The 20,623-nt window shown below is 51.1% G+C and carries 18 protein-coding genes and 1 pseudogene; 7 read left to right on the forward strand and 12 right to left on the reverse strand.

Going from position 1 to position 20,623, the window contains the following annotated elements; genetic code table 11:
* Window positions 1-42: 42 nt before the first annotated feature.
* Together DUT67_RS00215 and DUT67_RS00220 are read right to left on the reverse strand one after the other, a co-directional pair.
* Window positions 43-447: a hypothetical protein gene (locus DUT67_RS00215; protein WP_113627115.1), complete on the reverse strand. Its 405-nt coding sequence runs from the start codon at window positions 445-447 to the stop codon at window positions 43-45.
* A gap of 41 nt (window positions 448-488) precedes the next feature.
* Window positions 489-632, reverse strand: a complete 144-nt coding sequence (locus DUT67_RS00220) for a hypothetical protein (RefSeq protein WP_189339531.1) — start codon at window positions 630-632, stop codon at window positions 489-491.
* A gap of 104 nt (window positions 633-736) precedes the next feature.
* Here DUT67_RS00220 and DUT67_RS00225 point away from each other — a divergent pair, with 104 nt between their 5' ends.
* On the forward strand, window positions 737-1,135 hold the full coding sequence (locus tag DUT67_RS00225) for a helix-turn-helix domain-containing protein (protein WP_113627114.1): 399 nt from the start codon (window positions 737-739) through the stop codon (window positions 1,133-1,135).
* Window positions 1,136-1,178: 43 nt separating this feature from the next.
* Here the strand turns inward: DUT67_RS00225 and DUT67_RS00230 are convergent, their stop codons facing one another.
* Entirely contained in the window at window positions 1,179-2,522 is a 1,344-nt protein-coding gene (locus tag DUT67_RS00230; RefSeq protein ID WP_048263239.1) for a 2-hydroxycarboxylate transporter family protein, read from the reverse strand.
* A 747-nt stretch (window positions 2,523-3,269) separates the two neighbouring features.
* The gene (locus DUT67_RS00235; RefSeq protein WP_113627113.1) at window positions 3,270-3,953 is read right to left on the reverse strand and encodes a hypothetical protein; all 684 of its coding nucleotides are present in this window, start codon (window positions 3,951-3,953) and stop codon (window positions 3,270-3,272) included.
* Between the two features lie 984 nt (window positions 3,954-4,937).
* On the opposite strand from DUT67_RS00235, the gene dppA reads away from it, so the two are divergent.
* The 6 genes from dppA to DUT67_RS00265 all read left to right on the forward strand — a co-directional run bounded on the left by dppA (window position 4,938) and on the right by DUT67_RS00265 (window position 10,939).
* A complete protein-coding gene (dppA, locus tag DUT67_RS00240) occupies window positions 4,938-6,545 on the forward strand; it encodes a dipeptide ABC transporter periplasmic-binding protein DppA (RefSeq protein WP_113627112.1) in 1,608 nt (535 codons plus the stop codon).
* 234 nt (window positions 6,546-6,779) lie between these two features.
* On the forward strand, window positions 6,780-7,799 hold the full coding sequence (gene dppB / locus DUT67_RS00245) for a dipeptide ABC transporter permease DppB (protein ID WP_113627111.1): 1,020 nt from the start codon (window positions 6,780-6,782) through the stop codon (window positions 7,797-7,799).
* Window positions 7,800-7,812: 13 nt separating this feature from the next.
* Window positions 7,813-8,715, forward strand: a complete 903-nt coding sequence (gene dppC / locus DUT67_RS00250) for a dipeptide ABC transporter permease DppC (RefSeq protein ID WP_048263233.1) — start codon at window positions 7,813-7,815, stop codon at window positions 8,713-8,715.
* 13 nt (window positions 8,716-8,728) lie between these two features.
* Window positions 8,729-9,709, forward strand: coding sequence for a dipeptide ABC transporter ATP-binding protein (gene dppD, locus DUT67_RS00255; RefSeq protein WP_039326049.1), 981 nt, complete (start codon window positions 8,729-8,731; stop codon window positions 9,707-9,709).
* On the forward strand, window positions 9,706-10,716 hold the full coding sequence (dppF, locus tag DUT67_RS00260) for a dipeptide ABC transporter ATP-binding subunit DppF (RefSeq protein ID WP_113632595.1): 1,011 nt from the start codon (window positions 9,706-9,708) through the stop codon (window positions 10,714-10,716). Before dppD ends, dppF begins: the two co-directional genes overlap by 4 nt.
* Window positions 10,691-10,939, forward strand: coding sequence for a SymE family type I addiction module toxin (locus DUT67_RS00265; RefSeq protein ID WP_113632594.1), 249 nt, complete (start codon window positions 10,691-10,693; stop codon window positions 10,937-10,939). The genes dppF and DUT67_RS00265 overlap by 26 nt, the downstream gene beginning before the upstream one ends.
* On the opposite strand, the gene DUT67_RS00270 is transcribed toward DUT67_RS00265, so the two are convergent.
* From DUT67_RS00270 to DUT67_RS00305, 8 genes and pseudogenes are all read right to left on the reverse strand, one after another.
* Window positions 10,930-11,319: an NTF2 fold immunity protein gene (locus tag DUT67_RS00270; RefSeq protein ID WP_113632593.1), complete on the reverse strand. Its 390-nt coding sequence runs from the start codon at window positions 11,317-11,319 to the stop codon at window positions 10,930-10,932. The two genes, DUT67_RS00265 and DUT67_RS00270, sit on opposite strands and share 10 nt — an antisense overlap.
* Window positions 11,320-11,321: 2 nt before the next feature.
* Window positions 11,322-11,723, reverse strand: a complete 402-nt coding sequence (locus DUT67_RS00275) for a DNA/RNA non-specific endonuclease (protein ID WP_262983994.1) — start codon at window positions 11,721-11,723, stop codon at window positions 11,322-11,324.
* 57 nt (window positions 11,724-11,780) lie between these two features.
* Window positions 11,781-12,086 (reverse strand): annotated as a pseudogene (locus DUT67_RS00280) (RHS repeat-associated core domain-containing protein); the annotation flags it as partial.
* Between the two features lie 68 nt (window positions 12,087-12,154).
* The gene (locus tag DUT67_RS00285) at window positions 12,155-12,853 is read right to left on the reverse strand and encodes a hypothetical protein (RefSeq protein WP_113627106.1); all 699 of its coding nucleotides are present in this window, start codon (window positions 12,851-12,853) and stop codon (window positions 12,155-12,157) included.
* Between the two features lie 3 nt (window positions 12,854-12,856).
* The gene (locus DUT67_RS00290) at window positions 12,857-17,218 is read right to left on the reverse strand and encodes an RHS repeat-associated core domain-containing protein (protein WP_223254629.1); all 4,362 of its coding nucleotides are present in this window, start codon (window positions 17,216-17,218) and stop codon (window positions 12,857-12,859) included.
* A gap of 11 nt (window positions 17,219-17,229) precedes the next feature.
* The gene (locus DUT67_RS00295; RefSeq protein WP_113627172.1) at window positions 17,230-17,637 is read right to left on the reverse strand and encodes a DUF1795 domain-containing protein; all 408 of its coding nucleotides are present in this window, start codon (window positions 17,635-17,637) and stop codon (window positions 17,230-17,232) included.
* 8 nt (window positions 17,638-17,645) lie between these two features.
* Window positions 17,646-19,499 carry a type VI secretion system tip protein VgrG gene (gene tssI, locus DUT67_RS00300; protein ID WP_113627105.1) on the reverse strand — a complete coding sequence of 618 codons (1,854 nt, stop codon included), beginning with the start codon at window positions 19,497-19,499 and terminating at the stop codon, window positions 17,646-17,648.
* 90 nt (window positions 19,500-19,589) lie between these two features.
* A complete protein-coding gene (locus DUT67_RS00305; RefSeq protein ID WP_012822145.1) occupies window positions 19,590-20,108 on the reverse strand; it encodes an Hcp family type VI secretion system effector in 519 nt (172 codons plus the stop codon).
* Between the last annotated feature and the right edge of the window lie 515 nt (window positions 20,109-20,623).

Consider the following 20,623-nt stretch of genomic DNA (forward strand, 5'->3'; position numbering starts at 1 on the left):
CCGCCTCGTGTTATTTGTGTCGATGCTAAAGGGATAAAACGTTTATTTAATCTCGAGCAGCGTTCCCTGACGGCGAGAAATGGAGCCATCGGGTAGTACGATGTTGGTATAAGATACGCCGTTTTTGAAGTCGTCCACATGTACCACATGCTGCCCCGCGCGGCGCGACCAGTAAATCATATAAACCCCATCACCGACCTTCGTGGTTGTGATTGCCACATCCGCCTTGTTTTTCCCATCGGGAGACGTAAACGTCATTTCAGACGGTGATTTGAAATCCAGACGGAATTTCTGATCGCCAAAATCGACGTTATAGGATTTGCCAGTGGCAGTGAACTCTGCTGCTGTTGCGAGTGGAACGGCATGAGGGTCGGTTTGCTGAGCCGCAACGGTTGCGGCAATCGATAGCAGGCCGCTCAGTAATAAAACAGAAAGTGTTTTTTTCATTCTTGATGATGCTCCTGATGAGGTGTAGGGATTGCTGCTCGTTATTCGCCTTTGAAACCTGGTTCATCGACATGGCCGTCAGCATCAATCGCAACGAGTATCGCATTAGCGCCTTCGGCAACCTCTTCCGCGATACGTTTGGTATGACCGTATCCAGAGAAATAAACAACGGTAACGTCCGTCATGGTGTTTCCTTATTCAGGTTGGGATTTAACGGTAATAAGGTATATATTAGAAACCAACATAACGAGAAGTTACCTTGAATCTACTAAGTTTACTCGGGTATACCATGATCAAAAATTCAGCGATTGAGAGAAAGGAAACGGAGGCAGGCGAGCAGCGTTATAACGTTTATTTACAAGGCTGTCCGGCGAGAATGGTGCTTGAACGTTTGGCTGATAAATGGGCGTTGCTGATAGTCGGCCTGCTGAGAACAGGGCCGCTGAGATTTAATCAACTGCGGCGGGCAATTGAAGGCGTATCGCAGAAGGCGCTAAGCCAAACACTGAAGAAGCTTGAGCGGGACGGTCTGCTTTCTCGCAAGGCGTTTCCAACGGTGCCGGTTACGGTGGAATATGCGCTAACCCCGTTGGGTAAAACGTTATCGGAAGCCGTTGAATCGCTGGCCAGATGGGCAGAAGAAAATATCGAAGACGTTTTATTAGCGCAGTCGGATTATGATCAGTAAGGTTTCCCCTGATTGGGGGAAACCTTGATACTAGAGAGTGAAATCAGGCAGCCCAGCTCAACAGCAGCGTTGCAGCGATGACGGTAGACGCGCCGCCGATACGGGTGGCGATCTGTGCGAACGGCATCAGAGACATACGGTTAGAGGCAGACAGAATCGCTACGTCACCCGTACCACCCAGCCCGCTGTGGCACGTGGTCACGATGGAAGCCTCAATTGGGTACATATTCAGATAAGGCGCAATCAGGAAGCTCACTAGCGCCATAGACAGCACCACAGAACCACAGACGATGACGTAACCCACGGAGAATACGGCGACGACGCTCTCCAGCGGAATATACAGCATGCCAAGCCCGATCATCAGCGGCCACACCAGAGAACTGGATACGAATTTGTAAACGCTATGCGCTCCGGTTTCCATGACGGCAGGAATAACGCGTCCGTATTTGCAGAAAACGGCGATCAGAATCATCAGAACTGGGCCAGGGATGTGTACCAGTTTCTCAAACAGGCCGCCGACGATGAAGAAGGCGCAAATCATCAGCAATCCGCCACCCATCAGGTGAAAATCGACCGGCTTTGGTGCTTCGTTTACGGCAAACATCGCGTTGTCTTCATCGCTGCGAACCAGACGACCCTCACCGTTCAGATCTTTACGGCGCATACCCAAGCGAGACAGCACACCAGCACACAGGATAGCGAAGATGTTACCGACGACGGCAGCGGGCGCTAACTGAGCCACATAAACGTCCGGGCTTTGTCCCAGAATGGCGGAATAGGCTAATGATAACGGCAGGATGCCTTCGCCAATACCGCCACCGATGATTGGCACGATAATGAAGAAGAAAGTGTGATAGACGCTGTAACCGCACAGTTTACCGACCAGCAAACCGGTTGCCAGCGCAGTCGCGGTGCCGATGACCAGCGGGACGAACATACGCACCATCCCCTGAATCAGGATTTTGCGGTTCATACCCAGAATACTGCCGACCACCAGACAAGCGATGACGAAATACAGGAAATTCGCCTCTTTCATCAACAGGTGTACGGTTTTCATGGTGTTGTCATTAAACAGATTAAAATACACCATAACGGAAGGCACCATCAGGCACAGAATCGCCGGGCCGCCGATATCTTTGAATACGGGAATGTTGCTGCCAATATGCGCCAGTAAAAAACCCATTGTCATGATGACGGCGAAACCGCCAATCATATTTCTAGGCAAATATCCCTCGTAGGCAGCGATAGCGACAATAGCGGCAATCGCCATAAAAAGTGCTACAGGAACGGAACCGATTTTCTTTTTAAAAAATCCCCCTATAAATGATTCTTGTGTTTCCAGAGCGAGATCGTTCTCACATAAAATATCAGTTTCAATTTTTTTCATTATATTCACCCTGCTAGGACAGTTGGTACAGAAAGAAATTACATCCCTGCCATTGCGATATTGATAGTGCATCGTTATCGATGTGGATTATTGACTTTTTTCCCACCGATATCGGTGGGATTACTGAGCATTGCTAATGCCCATGGCGGTGGAATGTTTATTATCAGAAAGCAGAAGGTTCGTTTTTTCGTTTTTTGTCAGTTAGTAACAAAATGGTAAGGAATGATGGATGTTATTTAACAATGAACCATTTCTGAGGGTAATCTAGCATGATGAAATGTTAAAAATAATACGTTAATTACGTATTTGTGAACTTATCAGCAACTCCATTTTAAATAACTTACGTCATTTTTTTGTAATTAAAATAATTTTTTATGAAGGGGAGAGAGGAATTAAATAAGAAGGAGAGGTAAGTCACATGATGAAAAATACCACTTTATGAGAATAAGTAAATAGCGTGTTTTCATTTTAATGAAAATATTTATTTAACTAAAATAGCCAGGTAATTATTGAGCAATATCATTTTATCGCAGGTATATACCCCAAATAATTCGAGTTGCAGGAAGGCGGCAAGAGAGGGAATCCCGATGAGCTTACTCAAGTAAGTGATTCGGGTGAGTGAACGCAGCCAACGCACATGCAGCTTGAAGTATTACGGGTATATGAAGGGATAGCCAGCGAGAGCTGGGTAGTTATGCCAGAGAAGCATGAAGGGACAAGAGAGTCCCTATCGGATAGGCTAATACATTATTTTTTCAAACGATAGATGCCATTAAAACGAACATTCATTCCGCCACATTGACTATTATCGTCCACGATCAAATTACCGTTAATCAGCTGCATCACGCCCTTGCATTCAAACTCCTCAAGCGAATCACCCCATTGGAGCCTATTGCCGTTTGGTATCGCCGAGGCAGAAATGCCTCCGTAATGGACAATTCGCTCACCAGAATCTGATGCTCCACCATGCCAGGTGGCCTTGCCTTTTATATGAAGCGTACCGTTTTTCCCGCGGGTAATCTTTATGCTATGACCATACTCATGCCACGAACCGAGCCAGGCGTTGATGCCTACCGCTTTGATGGCCTGTTTTTCAAGATAAATGGATTCCACCCAACCGACAAATTCGGATTTTTTGCCAAAATGCCACACGCAGGACCACCCGTTTTTTTCCTGCGCCACCAGCACGCTGTCACCTGCTTTCAGGCTGGTTTTACTCTGGCAAACCGCCTTATTATCTGGGCATCCATCCCTTACATCATCATCGTAAAAGTGGACTTTATCGCCATGCACCGCCGTGATTTTGGCGACAGAGTATTGGTCTGGATAACTAGGAAACCCGCCATTACGGCACATCGTCATCTCATAACCCCAGGCTGCAAAACAGGGAAATGAAGTACATAACAACACAACGCTTACCATTCCTTTCATCGAGCTATTTTCCTTGTCAAAAACACGACCAACACAACAATAAATATTGCTACTTTAATTAATTCTATCAAAAAGTTATCTAGCAGGCAGCATCAAAAAATGGAAGGTAACATTGTGTCTGACATCGGCGAGAAAGAGGGATGCCCATTGTGTATGGCAGATCAAGTAAAAGCAGAATGAGCGTTGCACGGAATAATGTGTGCTTTCGATCAGTCGAAGAGGGAAAAGAAAAGTTTTTTTATGTAGCGTAGATAGTCATTCCTCTGCTTATGGCGTCATGGGAAATATCAGAATTTCTTATTACGTATCAGAATTTTCACCTGTTGTTAACGTTTTTAACAAAAAATAGTGCTCAGATCTTGGACATGTAAGACCAGATGACTATAGTTTTTTTAATGGTGATAATTTCTTTATGTAGCCAATGTATCGGATTTTATCGCTATTTTTTAAGAAAAATGCGAAACATCTATCTTTATCAAGGTGATTAACTTGTATTTTATATTTTAAAGAAATGTAAGGAAAATTTGTAAATCCTTACAGCTTATATTGACGTCACCGCCATCTGTTGAGAAATTGAGGGCGTCATAGGGATATAAGGAGGAAAGCAGCGGCTTGTCTGAATGATTCTACGTCTTCATCCAGCATCCGTGAGCGGGTTGTGGCGCTTCAAGGTATACGTTGTAGTTATTATGACTATATCGAACAGTGTGCGACCATCGGCTGTGGCAATCACCATTCCTCTCCCCATTATTTTGATTTTGCCTTCGGGCGACAGGGTACAGACCGCAGCACATAAAAATACAGGTCTGGCCAACCATACCCAATTAATTTCGAGATGCAGGACAGGACATCAGCGTTGTTAATCTCTGTATTTTTAGCGATCGCGCTTTTAACGATCATGCTTTTAACCACAGCGTTAACGCGTATGCAGCTTGGAGTAGGGCGGGTATAGCACACAACATCATCCACAATGGAGCATAAGTAATGGAAAAATCCCTGGTTAAATCAAGGGTGTTGAAGTTCGGCCTCGGCTTGCTCGCCATGTCCGTCGCTGCAGGCGTTCAGGCAAAAACGCTGGTTTACTGCTCAGAAGGCTCCCCAGAAGGTTTTAACCCACAGCTGTTCACCTCTGGTACAACGTTTGATGCCAGCTCTATTCCTATTTACAACCGTCTGGTGGAATTTAAAGACGGCACCACGGACACCGATCCGGGTTTGGCTGAAAAATGGGATATTAGCGAAGACGGCAAAACCTACACCTTCCATCTGCGCAAAGGCGTGAAATGGCAGGACAGCAAGGATTTCAAACCTTCCCGTGAATTCAATGCCGATGACGTGATTTTCTCCTTCATGCGTCAGCAGGATGCCAACAATCCGTACCATAAAGTGTCTGGCGGTAGCTATGAATACTACCAAGGTATGGGCATGCCTGAACTGGTCAGCAAAATCGAAAAAGTAGACGATTACACCGTCCGCTTTGTGCTGAACCGTCCTGAAGCGCCATTCCTGGCAAACCTGGCGATGGACTTTGCGTCCATCTTGTCAGCGGAATACGCGGACAACATGCTGAAAGCCGGTACGCCGGAGAAAATTGACCTGAACCCAATCGGTACAGGCCCATTCCAGCTACAGCAGTACCAGAAAGACTCCCGCATTCTGTATAAAGCTTTCGAAGGTTTCTGGGGCACTAAGCCGGGCATTGACCGTCTGGTCTTCTCCATTACGCCTGATGCTTCTGTGCGTTACGCCAAGCTGCAAAAAGACGAATGCCAGATCATGCCGTATCCAAACCCAGCCGATCTTGCTCGCATGAAAGAAGACAAAAACATCACTTTGCTGGAAAAGCCTGGCTTGAATGTCGGCTATCTGGCCTACAACGTTGAGAAAAAACCGCTGGATAACGTCAAGATTCGCCAGGCGTTGAACTATGCGGTCAACAAGTCTGCCATCATCGAAGCGGTTTATCAGGGTGCTGGCCAAGCGGCTACCAACCTGATCCCGCCGACCATGTGGGGCTACAACAACGACGTTAAAGACTACAGCTACGATCCTGAGAAAGCGAAAGCCCTGCTGAAAGAAGCGGGTATGGCTGACGGTTTCTCTATCGACCTGTGGGCAATGCCGGTACAGCGTCCGTACAACCCGAACGCGCGTCGTATGGCAGAAATGATTCAGTCCGACTGGGCGAAAGTGGGCGTGAAAGCCAAGATCGTCACCTACGAGTGGGGCGAGTATCTGAAGCGTGCGAAAGACGGTGAGCACCAGACCGTGCTGATGGGCTGGACTGGCGATAATGGGGACCCAGATAACTTCTTCGCGACCCTGTTCAGCTGCGACGCGGCAAAAAATGGCTCTAACTACTCTAAGTGGTGCTACAAGCCGTTTGAAGATTTGATCCAACCGGCACGTTCTGTTTCCGATCACGAAAAACGTATTGAGCTGTACAAGCAGGCTCAGGTTGTGATGCACGATCAGGCTCCGGCGCTGATTGTTGCGCACTCCACCGTGTATGAGCCAGTGCGTAAAAACGTGAAAGGCTATGTGATTCAGTCTCGTGGCGTGCATAGCTTCAACAACGTGACGTTGGATTAATTCAGCCACTAGATTTTCACGGACACTAAAAAACCCCGACCTTGCGGTTTCTCGTTAGAGGAGCCGTGGAGGCGGGGTTTCTTGCCCGTTAAATTTTATGGCTGGCTTCCCTACCCGCCACCCTGCGGGCCGTCGCACACGACGTTTAAAATCGCGTCTGGCGATTTTTTAGCTGTGAGCAATGATAAGCCTGATGGCCAATGAGCCAACGGGCATGAATAGAGAGTTCGGGATATGTTGCAGTTCATACTCCGGCGTTTGGGGCTTGTTATCCCAACGTTTATTGGTATCACCCTGTTGACCTTCGCATTCGTGCACATGATTCCGGGCGACCCGGTCATGATCATGGCGGGGGAACGTGGTATTTCCGCCGAGCGCCATGCGCAGTTGCTGGCTGAAATGGGGCTGGATAAGCCGCTTTGGCAGCAATACATCCACTATATCGGCGGTGTGTTGCAGGGCGATCTGGGGATCTCCCTCAAGAGCCGCATCCCCGTGTGGGAAGAATTTGTGCCTCGCTTCAAGGCGACGCTGGAACTGGGTATCTGCGCGATGATGTTTGCTATCGCGGTTGGGATTCCGGTTGGTGTGTTGGCTGCGGTCAAACGCGGTTCCATCTTCGATCATACCTCTGTTGGCCTGGCGCTGACGGGCTACTCCATGCCTATCTTCTGGTGGGGCATGATGCTGATTATGTTGGTCTCCGTTCAACTCGACCTGACGCCCGTTTCGGGACGCGTTAGCGATACGATTTTCCTCGACGACAGCATGCCACTCACAGGCTTTATGCTGATCGATACGCTGTTCTGGGGCGAAAAAGGCGACTTTATCGACGCGGTTGAACACATGATCCTGCCTGCCATCGTGCTGGGCACCATTCCGCTGGCGGTAATTGTGCGTATGACGCGCTCCGCAATGCTGGAAGTGCTGGGCGAGGATTACATTCGTACCGCCCGCGCCAAAGGGCTGAGCCGCCTGCGCGTGATTGTTGTGCATGCGTTGCGTAATGCGATGCTGCCGGTGGTGACGGTAATTGGCTTGCAGGTCGGCACCATGCTGGCTGGGGCGATCCTGACGGAAACCATTTTCTCCTGGCCGGGGCTAGGGCGGTGGTTGATCGATGCGTTGCAGCGTCGTGATTATCCGGTGGTTCAGGGCGGCGTGCTGCTGGTAGCAACCATGATTATTCTGGTTAACCTGCTGGTGGATGTGCTCTACGGTGTGGTTAACCCACGCATCCGTCACAAGAAATAAGGGGAAGGCTAAGATGACACACGTCACTGAACCTGTTGTAAATAGCGCACCGAAGCCGATGACCCCGCTACAGGAATTCTGGCACTATTTTAAACGTAACAAAGGGGCGGTCGTTGGCATGGTGTATGTCGCACTGATGCTGATTATCGCCATTGGCGCCAATGTGTTGGCTCCGCACTTACCTGCCGAGCAGTTCCGCGATGCGTTGCTTCGTCCGCCGGTCTGGCAAGAGGGCGGAAGCTGGCAGTTTATTCTGGGGACGGATGATGTCGGGCGTGATGTCCTGTCCCGTCTGATGTACGGCGCACGCCTGTCGCTGCTGGTCGGCTGTCTGGTGGTGGCGCTGTCGCTGGTGCTTGGGGTGATCTTCGGTCTGCTGGCCGGATACTTCGGCGGTGTGGTCGATGCGCTCATCATGCGTATCGTCGATATCATGCTGGCACTGCCGAGCCTGCTGTTGGCGCTAGTGCTGGTGGCGGTCTTCGGGCCTTCGATTGTTAACGCCTCGCTGGCGCTGACCTTCGTGGCGTTGCCGCACTATGTCCGTTTGACTCGCGCGGCGGTACTCGTGGAAGTGAACCGCGATTACGTCACCGCTTCACGCGTGGCGGGTGCGAGCTCGGCACGCCAGATGTTCGTCAACATCCTTCCTAACTGTCTGGCACCGCTAATTGTGCAAGCCTCTCTCGGTTTTTCTAACGCCATTCTTGATATGGCTGCTTTGGGTTTCCTCGGTATGGGCGCACAGCCGCCAACGCCAGAGTGGGGCACTATGCTGGCGGACGTTTTGCAGTTTGCGCAAAGCGCCTGGTGGGTGGTGACGTTCCCCGGTGTGGCAATCTTACTGACGGTATTGGCGTTTAACCTGATGGGGGACGGCTTGCGTGATGCTCTCGACCCCAAACTCAAGCAGTAATAGAGGTAGAGAGATGGCGTTGCTCAATGTAGATAAACTGTCGGTTCACTTTGGTGATGAGGATCTGCCGTTTCGGGCGGTCGATCGTATCAGCTACCAGGTCGAACAAGGCCAGGTCGTCGGTATCGTCGGGGAATCCGGCTCCGGTAAATCCGTCAGCTCGCTGGCGATTATGGGGCTGATTGATTACCCCGGCAAAGTGATGGCCGACAAGCTGGAATTTAACCAGCGTGATTTGACGAAAATTTCTGAGAAAGAACGGCGTAATCTGGTGGGTTCGGAAGTCGCGATGATTTTCCAGGATCCGATGACCAGCCTTAACCCGTGCTACACCGTGGGCTACCAGATCATGGAAGCCATCAAAGTGCATCAGGGTGGTAACCGCAAAACGCGCCGTCAGCGTGCAATTGACCTGCTGACGCTGGTTGGGATTCCCGATCCGGGTTCGCGTCTTGACGTGTATCCACACCAACTTTCCGGTGGGATGAGCCAGCGCGTGATGATCGCGATGGCGATTGCCTGTCGGCCGAAGCTGCTGATTGCCGATGAACCTACCACGGCGCTCGACGTAACCATTCAGGCGCAGATTATCGAACTGCTGCTCGAATTGCAGCAGCGCGAGAATATGGCGCTGATCCTGATTACACACGATTTGGCGCTGGTGGCTGAAGCGGCACACCACATCATCGTGATGTATGCCGGACAGGTGGTGGAATCAGGCAAAGCGGCGGATATTTTCCGCGCACCCCGTCATCCGTATACCCAAGCGCTGCTGCGTGCGCTGCCGGAGTTTGCGGTGGATAAAGCGCGTCTGGCATCGCTGCCGGGCGTGGTGCCGGGTAAATATGACCGCCCGAACGGCTGTCTGCTAAACCCGCGTTGCCCCTATGCGCAGGACCGCTGCCGTCAGGAAGAACCTGGGCTGCGCGATATTCCTGGTCGTCAGGTGAAATGTCATACACCGCTGGATGATGCGGGGAGGCCAACCCTATGAGTGAACTGAATGCAACATCGCAGCCGTACTTACTGCATGCGATCGATTTGAAAAAGCACTATCCGGTGAAAAAGGGCTTTTTTGCGCCGGAACGGATGGTGAAAGCGCTGGATGGCGTGTCCTTTACGCTGGAGCGCGGTAAAACGCTGGCGGTGGTAGGGGAATCCGGCTGTGGGAAATCCACGTTGGGCCGCCTGCTGACGATGATCGAAACCCCGTCAGAAGGCGAGCTGTACTATCAGGGTCAGGATCTGCTGAAGCCGGATCCGGTGGCACAGAAACTGCGTCGACAGAAGATCCAGATCGTTTTCCAGAATCCTTACGGATCGTTGAATCCGCGTAAGAAAGTCGGCCAGATCCTGGAGGAACCACTCCAGATCAACACTGAGCTGTCGAAAGCTGAGCGTCGTGAAAAGGCGCTGGCGATGATGGCGAAAGTCGGGCTGAAAACGGAGCATTATGACCGCTACCCGCATATGTTCTCCGGCGGCCAGCGTCAGCGTATTGCGATAGCCCGTGGGCTGATGTTAGACCCAGACGTGGTGATTGCCGATGAGCCGGTTTCTGCACTGGACGTGTCGGTACGTGCGCAGGTGCTGAACCTGATGATGGACTTACAGCAGGATTTAGGGCTGTCTTACGTCTTCATCTCGCACGATCTGTCCGTGGTCGAGCATATCGCAGATGAAGTGATGGTGATGTATCTGGGCCGCTGTGTTGAGAAAGGCAGCAAAGATGCCATTTTTAACAACCCGCGCCACCCTTATACGCAGGCGTTACTGTCCGCGACGCCGCGCCTGAACCCAGATTTACGCCGTGAGCGTATCAAACTGACCGGTGAGCTGCCTAGCCCACTGAATCCACCGCCGGGTTGTGCGTTCAACGCCCGCTGTCAGCGTTGCTTCAGCACCTGCACGCAGTTCCAGCCGCAGTTAAAAACCTACGGTGAACAGCAAGTTGCCTGCTTCGCCGTCGATCAGGATGAACAGGGCACCGCAGTCGCCTAGTTTTCCTCTGACTCATCCATGCCGCCTTGACGGGGCGTGGGTGAGTGAGTTTTTGGTTTTACCTGACCGTTATTTTTCCAAGATTCGGATAAGCCCACCGTCCGCCATCAACCTGAAAGGTCTATGGCTGGAGGTGTCGGGTTTTATGACTGGGATGCCGATCACCGTGACGGTTGAGCACGGAAGGATCGTTGGGATCGCTTCCGGTTTTTATTATAGGTAGGCTTGCTTCCATTTATCATCATCAAGCCATTCTTTTTTATCTATACGCCATTCATTATTTTTATAATGGAGGGTGTAACGATATTTATTTTCAAACCCAGTATGTTTTTGCACAGTGATAGATGCTTTGTTTTTTACAGAGTCTTCATCAAGTATTTCATCAGTTTCAGGATCATAATCAGGTGGAAAGCTAACTTTCATTGATACTTGACGTCCCTGTTTTCTTTCTTTAACAGTACACCACTTGTTGAAAATGTTATTCAGTTCAGCTAAATATGGTTCCTTGTTCACGCTATGATCGGCCATAAAAGCATCTCGATAACTATTCTCCCAGTTATTCATATTTTTCATAAAGGCAATCAGTGTTTCTTTTGCATTCATAATCAATTCCCAAATACAGAGTAAAGAACTGTTTTCCCATTTTTGGATACGTTGTAAATAATATCAGTCGGTCTTGTACCACCGTTTTTATATACAAATGACCAATCGATATCTACCGTTCCATGTTTATCAATATACTTCCGGACCTCATTCTCAAATACACGATACTCACCACGGTTAATACCCGGTAATTGCGGGAACACGTTTCCTTTACCGCCTTGTCCACCAAGAACATTACCTAATATGTGCCCGGCATCATCGGTTTGATTGCCTAATGAACGGGCGTAATCCCTAGAGCTTTGATTCGTTGCAGAACCCGTTCTAAGCTCAGCTTTTGATACGGTAGCTTTGGCCGATAATATTTCGTCGTTAGCACCACGCGTAATGGTTGGACACTTCGCCAACCCAAACGGATCAACCCAGCTATGCGGATTCGGAACGTACCCATAATTACTCTCACCCCCTGCTATTCCTATCGGGTCAGGTGAGACGTAGCATCCACCGTTCGGGTCGTAGTACCGAAAATGGTTATAACATAGCCCGCTTTCGCTGTCACGGTACTGCCCAGCAAAGCCGAGTCCGGGGTCGGCATTGTCTTCATAAGCGCTGCGTCGCTGGCCCCAGAGGGTGCTTTGGGTGCCTGCCAGCGCAGGGTGCCGTCGGGCTTGTACAGGGCCTGCGGTTCGCCGTTCTGGCTGCTGGTGACAAAATCGGTTTCCCAGCCGTTGTGTACCCTGTGGTACAATGTTACTAGTACTGAAATTCACAACTTACAAATTATTCGGATGCTTCAATTAAAATTTTGGTTTTTTATTAAGTTGTAGATGCGTAAAATTCAATCTATCTCTATATCGTAAAATGTTGACTTGAGGTGTTTTATAAAATCAATAATTTGTAATAATCTTACGTCAGTATGTTGATAAACTGAACATTCTTCTTCCAATTGATTCATCATTAATAAGTAATGATTGTCCATATCATCCATTGCGTCATATGCTTCTTGATTGCAAAAAGCTAACATTTTTGTTAAAAATGAATTAAAAATATCATCATCGTATTCTGTAATATAGCCATAAATATGATGGGTGGCATTAACTAATAAATATCCTTGATAGGTGAAGTTTTCATCTAGTAAAAAATAGAGATCGCTTGATATTAGCACTTTATAAAATATCAGTGAGTTATTAGACGTGACGACTAACTCATTTCTTTTAATGAAATAAGTGGCTTCATTTTGTATTGAAACATTGTCGGAAAAAATTTGAACGCAATCCGACAATTTAATGATACAGAGAGAATTAATGTCAAGCTTAGAGTTTTCGGATGATTTTTTTAAAACCGAGGGGATAGTTAGTAATAAAAACGAGACTTGACCGGTGATCTTATTTGATAGAAACCAGTCTAAGGAATCCATTTCACTAAAGTTACTACTGCCAGAATTTTTTTCTATGTCTTTCTCTAATTCATAAATGTCAGCATACTGACCTTTCATCGAAATGTTAAAACCCGCAAGATCCCAAATAATAGGTTTCACCTGTTATCCCCCAAATGTTATAGGTATTGCAGGAGGCAGAAATCCACCACCTGGTTTTGGTATCTGCCCATTTACAATCATACTATCTGTAATTGGCAAGCCAGGATCACTCGCTAACCCTCCATGAATTGCAGCACCACTATCACCTCTTGGACCAGAAGGGCCATATGATGTAATTGCCTGTCCCTTATAAGCTCCTGATTTATTTCCTGCCAATATGACTATGTCCCCATCCTTAGCAAATATAATATTATTGTTACCACCACTTGAGACATAAACTCTATCAGGGCTTTTGATAACTTCCTGCATTCTTTGCTCTGAAAGCCTACCATGATATCCTTTTGGTGATATTTTTCCTGGAGCTATTTTAGGAATCTTTCCATTGTTCGCTCTTTCTTGAATTTTACTAGCTAATTTTGCGTTTGGACAACCAGCCAGCCCAAACGGATCAACCCACGTATTGGGATTCTGAACGTAACCGTAGTTATTCTCACCGCCAGCCACCCCTATCGGGTCAGGCGAGACGTAGCATCCACCGTTCGGGTCGTAGTACCGAAAACGGTTATAACATAGCCCGCTTTCGGTGTCACGGTACTGTCCGGCAAAGGCAAGTCCGGGGTCGGCATTGTCTTCATAAGCGCTGCGTCGCTGGCCCCAGAGGGTGCTTTTGGGTGCCTGCCAGCGCAGGGTTCCGTCGGGTCTGTACAGGGCCTGCGGTTCGCCGTTCTGGCTGCTGGTGACAAAATCGGTTTCCCAGCGTCCGTCAGCATTCTGCCGCTGCTGGACCAGTAGCTCCCAGCCGTTGTGTACCCAGTGGCGGCGGGCAACACGTTCACCGTTGCGGTAATGGCGCACTTCAGCGATTTGGTCGCCGTCCCACAGGTAGCGGATATCGTCCTGCGTCTGCTCACAGCGTTTGCCGGTACGTCGCCCGAACGGGTCGTAACGGTAGAACCAGCGTTCGCCTGTCGGGGTGTCAACAACCCGGAGCTGGTTACGGCTGTCCCAGCGATAGTGCCAGACCTGCGGTCGGTAACCCGGCTGGACCATCTGCTTGCGTACCAGCCGGCCGGCTTTGTCGTACTGATAATGGGTGTCGTCGTGCTGAGTCAGCCTGCCTGCCTGCCACTCGGTAAGTCGGGCGGTATCCTGCGGCAGACCGTTACGGGTATAGCGGTAGGCTTCCTCGGTGTCCACCGCGCGTCCTGCGCCCCCGCTCAGAACGGACAGCACGCGTCCGGTGGCATCCAGACGGTAGCCCTGCGTTTCACGGTTGTGGCGAACGCCAGCCAGATTGCCCGCGCCGTCGTACAGGTATTCCCTTGTCTGTGTGGCATGGAGACGTCCGTCCTGCTGCTGACCACTCATCTCGCGTGTCAGCCAGCCCATCACGTCATATTCCCGGTGCTGTACAAATGCTCCGCCGGAACGTGAAGATTCCCGTCCTGCGGCATCATGGGCAAGGGTGAGCTCCGCGCCGTCCGGCAACGCTACCTGTTGAAGTTCACCTGCCGCGCTATAGCTGAAGGTACTGACCAGCGCATCGTCGCTCTCGTCTTCCCAGGCAAGGGTTCGCGTCACGCTGCGTGTGGCATCATCAAACTGTCGGGTAATCAGGGTGCCATTCAGCCACTCCCGTACCACCCGATCACGGAGGTCATACTCCAACTGGACATGACTGGTCGCGGAGGTGACCTCGGTCAGCCTACCTGCGGCGTCATAGCGGTAGTGCAGGGTATCGTCCGGCGCCGTTTCTTTGATGAGCAGCCCGCGTCCGTCATACAGGAAGTGCCGGGTTTCACCTTCGCCATTACGGATGGCAATGCATTGACCATCTTCGTCATAGGTGTAGTGGGTGTCGGTCCCCGCCATATCCTGCTCGCGGATGACCCGCGCATCGGCATCCAGCCACCATTGCCAGCGGCTGCCATCTGGAGCGATAACGGCGACCAGTTGCTGGCTCTCTTTGTCGTACTCGTAACGCCAGGTGCGCTCTTGTGCATCCGTGCGCGAGGTGAGTAGGTCAAAGGGACCGTAACTCTGACGCCACAGCGCGCCGTTGCCGTCCACATAGCTCAGCAGGTTGTTATGCTTGTCGTACTGACGTTTTTCTTCTTTCTCATCGGGACGTAGCAGCTGCTCCGGCAGCGTCCAGCTTGCACGGCGGTATCCCAGACGATATTGCGCCCCGTCAGGCCGTTGCCACTGCACCACTCTGTCCTGTTGGTCATAACGTAGCTGCTGGGTGCGCCCCAGCGCATCGCTGGCACTCAACAAGCGCTGGCGATGATCGTAACGCAGCCGCGCCTGAACCTCTCCCGCCTGATCGCTCACCTGCGTCAGCAGGCCATGGCGATTCCAGGTGAACCGCACTTCACGGGTATCCGGCCCAGTGAGCTTCTCTGGGTTACCCGCATCGTCGAACGCCCATTTCCAGATGCGCCCCAGCGGATCGGTGATGCCACATAATCGCTGCGCCTCGTCGTAGTCATAGGCCCAGCAGTGGCCGCTGCCATCGGTGAAGGCGCTTACCAGACCGCTATCGTCCAGATAGGTGAATTCAGCCACCCGGCCTGCCGGGGAAATTTCACGCAGCAGATTGCCGTGGTCGTCGTAGTCGTAGCGGGTGACGTGTCCTAACGGAGATTTTTCCCAACTCATCAACGACAGTGCGTTGAAACCAAATTCGCTGCGCTGACCTAATCCGTCGGTCATCACTACGCGATCGTCAAGATAGTCAAAATGCGCCGTCAGATAGCCGTCGGCACAGGTGGTATAAACGCAGCGGCCTTGATGATCATATTCATAACGCGCCCAGGTCTGATCGTTGTCATGCCAGCGCGTGAGCCGATTTTCGTTGTCGTAGTCGTAGAACAGATGATAGGCATGGGCGGCATCGGCTTCGATCAGCCGACCCTGCTCGTCCTGTCGGTATTCAGCCAGCAGGGTTTTCTGTGCGGAATCAATACGCTGTATCTGATGCAGGTACTCGCCTCGCCACACCAGCAGCAGCTCGATATCGTCACTGTGGCGTATCTTGCGTAGATAGCCTTTTGGATCGCGGATCAGAGTAATACGGTTGTCGTGTGGGTCATGTATAGAAGACAGGAGTAGTCGATCGCCATGAGGCACATCGAATTCGCGCCAGGTGAGGCTGTCACGATCCCATAGGCTAAAGCCCTTTGCCCGTCGGTGTAGAGTAAAAGCCGGATAGAGCGGACAAAATACCGACTGCACATCCTGATGGAAGGTGAAATCGATGTCATATCCCTGCGCCAGCGTGATGACGACATGGGTATTCAGGCCGTCACGGCTGACCTGTGCCGTTTCGCTCCAGGTGTCATACCAGCCGCGTCCCAGTAGCCCGGTATGGCTGGCGGCAGAGCGATAAGTACGCTCAAAAAGCAGAGGCAGTGTCTGCCCCAGTTCAATATCTTGACGCATTTCGATCACATCCCCGCTGGGAATGTAGACCGGATCTTTCAGAAAGCCCCGGGTGGCTTCCCTCATGCGTGCTAACCCTTTGCTGTTTTTAAATCCTTTGCTGGCACATCGAACCGCTCTCCGTAGCCCAACGGCTGTTCTTAACGCCCCCATGCGAATGCCTTTGAGCACCGCAGTTGGCCCGCGCGTAAACAGCTTGCCCAGCCCTTTGAACATGCCTCGGCTGGGAGGAACCAGAAATTCCACTGCTATCAGTATCGCTTTTTCCCACCAGCTGAATTCGTCACTGATCTCCAGACAGGTTTGCTGACCGGAACCAAAAAAGACGGTTGATGCTCCTTCTTTGATGGTGGCGCCACAGACGGTTTTATCGTCAATACGCGCTGCCGGAGAACCGTTGACGTAAACGGTCTCACTGCCCTGTGCAATCAACTGCGGCGAGTTGTGTTTGGTACAGGCGACCGTGTCGACTTCGGCGCGGGAAATCTTTTGCTTCTCTGCAAACACAGTCCCTGAGCCAGAGGAGACGGGCCCAAACGGCGGAGCCCCGCTGTCTACCATGGCGGAAACTTTGCTGGAGACGCTGCTAATCAGCCCCCCGAGCAGACTGACGGCACCAAACCCAACCGCCAGTTTGACTGCCCCCACAACCAGTGCAGCCCCCATGCCGCCCGTCCCGACAACGGCCACGGCAATCGCCCCCGCTACTGCCGCTGCGGCGGCAAATACTACGGCCGCGACGACGGCACCCGCGATGGCTCCCGCCAATGCACCGAGAAAGCTTTTGTGCTTGATGGTCTTGCCCGGTGATGTCGGCGCTTTTCCCTGGCCAGGTTGAGGTCGAGCAGCTGGCGGTGTTGGGCCTTTGCCTGCATGCATGGCACCGACGCGGGCAACACGGTTCAGAATATCACTCAGCATTATGACTCCTTTCAGGAGGTGGCTTTAAAGGTCTCAACCACCGCCAGCATCGCCGTTTTCTGCTCTGTACTGAGCTCGCCCGCTACGGTTACGGTAAATGTCATCAATAACTCACCGCGCACTTGCATCACGACAACCTGATGCATCGGTCCTTCCGGTGACCGCCAGGTATATTCCAGACCGTGTGCAGGTTGCTCATCCAGCGTCAATGTCCACACGCTGCGCTCTTCATAGCCTTTCAGGTGTGCCGCAAACTGGGCCAACGTCTGCTGATAAACCGTCTCTGCCGTCAGACCGAAATCAATCGGGGTTCGGTTGACAACCAGATTGATGGCATCCCCTGGCAGAACGAAAACATGGAGTGATTCATCGCGCCAATCGGCGGGGATAGCCAGCGTCCCTTCATTCATCTGATACATATTCATCCTTAATTCAAATCGATACGGGTGCCGTTCAGCGTTAGGTTATTTCCGACAATCTCAATATCCCCGCTGTGCTTGATTGAGATATAGCCAGCACCCGTACCAATCTGAATGCTGCCATCTTCGGCATGGATAAAAATATTGTTCGTCACCCTCAACGTTTCGTTGTCTTCCACGACGGTGCTACGGTTTTTCTTCACCACAACCGTTTGCTCCCCCTGGATCTCGGTAATCTGATCGGCAATGACGGAGACCGTCTGATTCTTCTGCACCACCACCGTTTGATCGCGGCCAATGTTTTCGTTGTGATCCACATTCACCGATGTGCTGCGGTTGTTGAGCACGACGGTATTCATGTCCTTCTGGGCATGAATAAACACTTCCTCCTGACCAGCCTGATCTTCAAAGCGCAATTCGTTAAAACCATCGCCCTTGTGAGTCGAGGTACGCAGCGAGGTGCGTGTTTTATTCGCCGGCAGCGGGTAGGGTGATGGATTAGTGGCATGGAAGGTTCTGCCCGTCACGATAGGCTGATCTGGGTCGCCTTCGAGGAAGCTGACGATAACCTCATGGCCGATGCGCGGGATGGCGATCAGGCCGTACTGACCGCCTGCCCAGCCCTGACTGACGCGTACCCAGCAGGAACTCTGATCATCGCTCGCGCCGTAGCGATCCCATGGAAATTGCAGCTTCACCCGACCATATTCGTCGCAGTAGATTTCTTCGCCTGCGGGGCCGACCACCGTCGCGATTTGCGGGCCGTCTACCATTGGCTTGTACGATAAATCCGCACGCCATGTGCTTTTGGCACTGATAACCTCAAAGCTGTTGCTGTAGGTCGTCGGTTCGCCGCCGCTTTCTTCTTCCAGCGCCTGAGGCTGTTGTCCGCTGTGGGTGATGGCAACTAGCTGCCAGGCGATATTGAGCGTCAGATTGGGGTGTTCGGTTAAGGTAAAACTGCTGCCCGGCATCAGCTCTGCGGCATTAGATTCGCCCGAGCCGGTCATTGCTCCCGCCCGCAGGGCGTCCAGACGATAGCCGGTAAAGGCTTTGCCGCTCGGATCTTGTTTAAAGCGGCCGGGGTAATCGAAGTGCTGATAGCTTTCGCGCTGGTGCTCCAGCTCGCCACTCATCTTGCTGTGCAGCAGGCCGTAGGCTGGGGTTTTAAAGCTGTAATCTTTGAGGGCTACCTCGGCAGCCCGCACCGCCTCGGCATAGCGGAAGCGATTTACGTACGCCCCTTCGCTCAACCCCTGTGTGGCAAGGTTGAAAAATAGCTCTGAGCCTTTGGCTAGCGCACCCGCATCGTCAGCAAAGACAAGCCGGTGTTTGCCTTCCTCAAACTCATGGAAGAAGTACAGGCCTTCCTCGGCAGCCAGCCGGGTGATAAAGGCTAAATCGCTTTCCCGATACTGCACGCAGTATTCCCGCGCCGCGTGCTCATTACGCAACGCAAAGGCGTAGTCGGTGATACCCGCTTCTTCTAGCAGCGCGCCGATAATCGCTTCCGGTTTTTGTGCCTGAAAGATGCGGGCATTGGTACGTAGCCCGAGACGCCACAGGGCGGGACGAACTTCTGCCTGATAGCGCGTGCGGCGAAAGCCAGTGTCGCCCTGTGCGAACGCGCTGACAATACCGCTCACTCGTCTTTGGAGTTCGCCCTCGTACCACACCAGAAGTTCACAGGGTTGGTCGAGAACGCCACCAAAATCGATCCCCGGTAAGGGGCTGGCCAAATTCAGCGACAGGGCAAACGGCTGGTTGAGCGCCTCGCTGAGCTGAAAATCCACCACGGCAAAAGTCGATGCAGGCAATGCCCCGACCTGAACGGTGAATTGTAATCCTGTACTGTTTGCCATCCGTCCTCCTGATGCTGTCATCCACACTCAGACATGGCGTGAACCATGTCTCAATACAGAAAACCCGGGCAAGCCCGGGTTAAATAGGAATTACGCTTCGACTGGTGCACGCCAGTCATCAGAGCCGGACGTACCGGCAACGGTGTGTTCCCAGTCAATTTTGCGGTAGGCCAGCGACACTTCGATCAGTTGGGTGTAGTCCAGCTTCGCTGGATCCTGGCAGTGTGGCATCTGGCAGTTAACGTCAACGATGGTGGCATCGGTCAGAACGGTAGAGAAGAAGTGCTCTTGTTTACCTTCAACCGACGTGCGGTACCACTTCAGCGTCACGGTTGGCAGCATTTCGCCAGACGCCAGGGCGTTGTACATCAGCGGAACGGCTTTGTTCAGCGCGACAGTAAATTTGAACGGCTTGTGCACGCGTTGACCGGATGGTTGGCCAGACTGCGGGTCGGTTGGTACGGTGACGATGTGTTTGAATTCCTGCACCAGCATTTCGTCTTCGTGGCCTTCCACATAGATGTTGCCGACAGAATCAGATGTGAACGCACCCGCGGTGATGTTGCCCTGAGTTTTACCTTCGATGCTGATATAGCATGGAGTTGGCATAGTCTTGCTCCTTGTTGTTAAACGGAATGAGTTGTTGAACGGGATTAGTAACTTCGCCGTTTACATAGCAATTCATATGCCAGATTTTATGTGTTTGTTTTATATATAAATTAACCTAATTCAAATTTTCCCTAAGCAAAATTTGAGCAATAAGTTGCGCAGACTTCTCGAATCGTTTGCAAACATTGCGCAAAAAGTGATTTACACCAGAAAGTGAGCAAGAAGTTGCTCAGGATGCGTATTTATTCTGAAAGTTTGAGTTAATGACGTGAGATGGCTGTCTCTTTGGAATGGATTAACTATTGATCAGAAATAAATGAATGTTATTACCGATTAAAAATGCAAAAAATAATTATGGGAATTAATCGTTAGTAACCTGATGTTGTGGTCGGTAAGAATGGGATGGCAAGAATCGGCAGAGTAAATAATAAAGAAGGAGAACGTTTGACCTTGGTATGTCGAAAGCGGGTAGCAAAACAAGAATAGTGGGGCAGATATTCCTTTGCCCCAATCGT

The sequence above is a fragment of the Pectobacterium peruviense genome, from assembly GCF_003312355.2.
GTDB classification, from domain to species: Bacteria; Pseudomonadota; Gammaproteobacteria; order Enterobacterales; family Enterobacteriaceae; genus Pectobacterium; species Pectobacterium peruviense.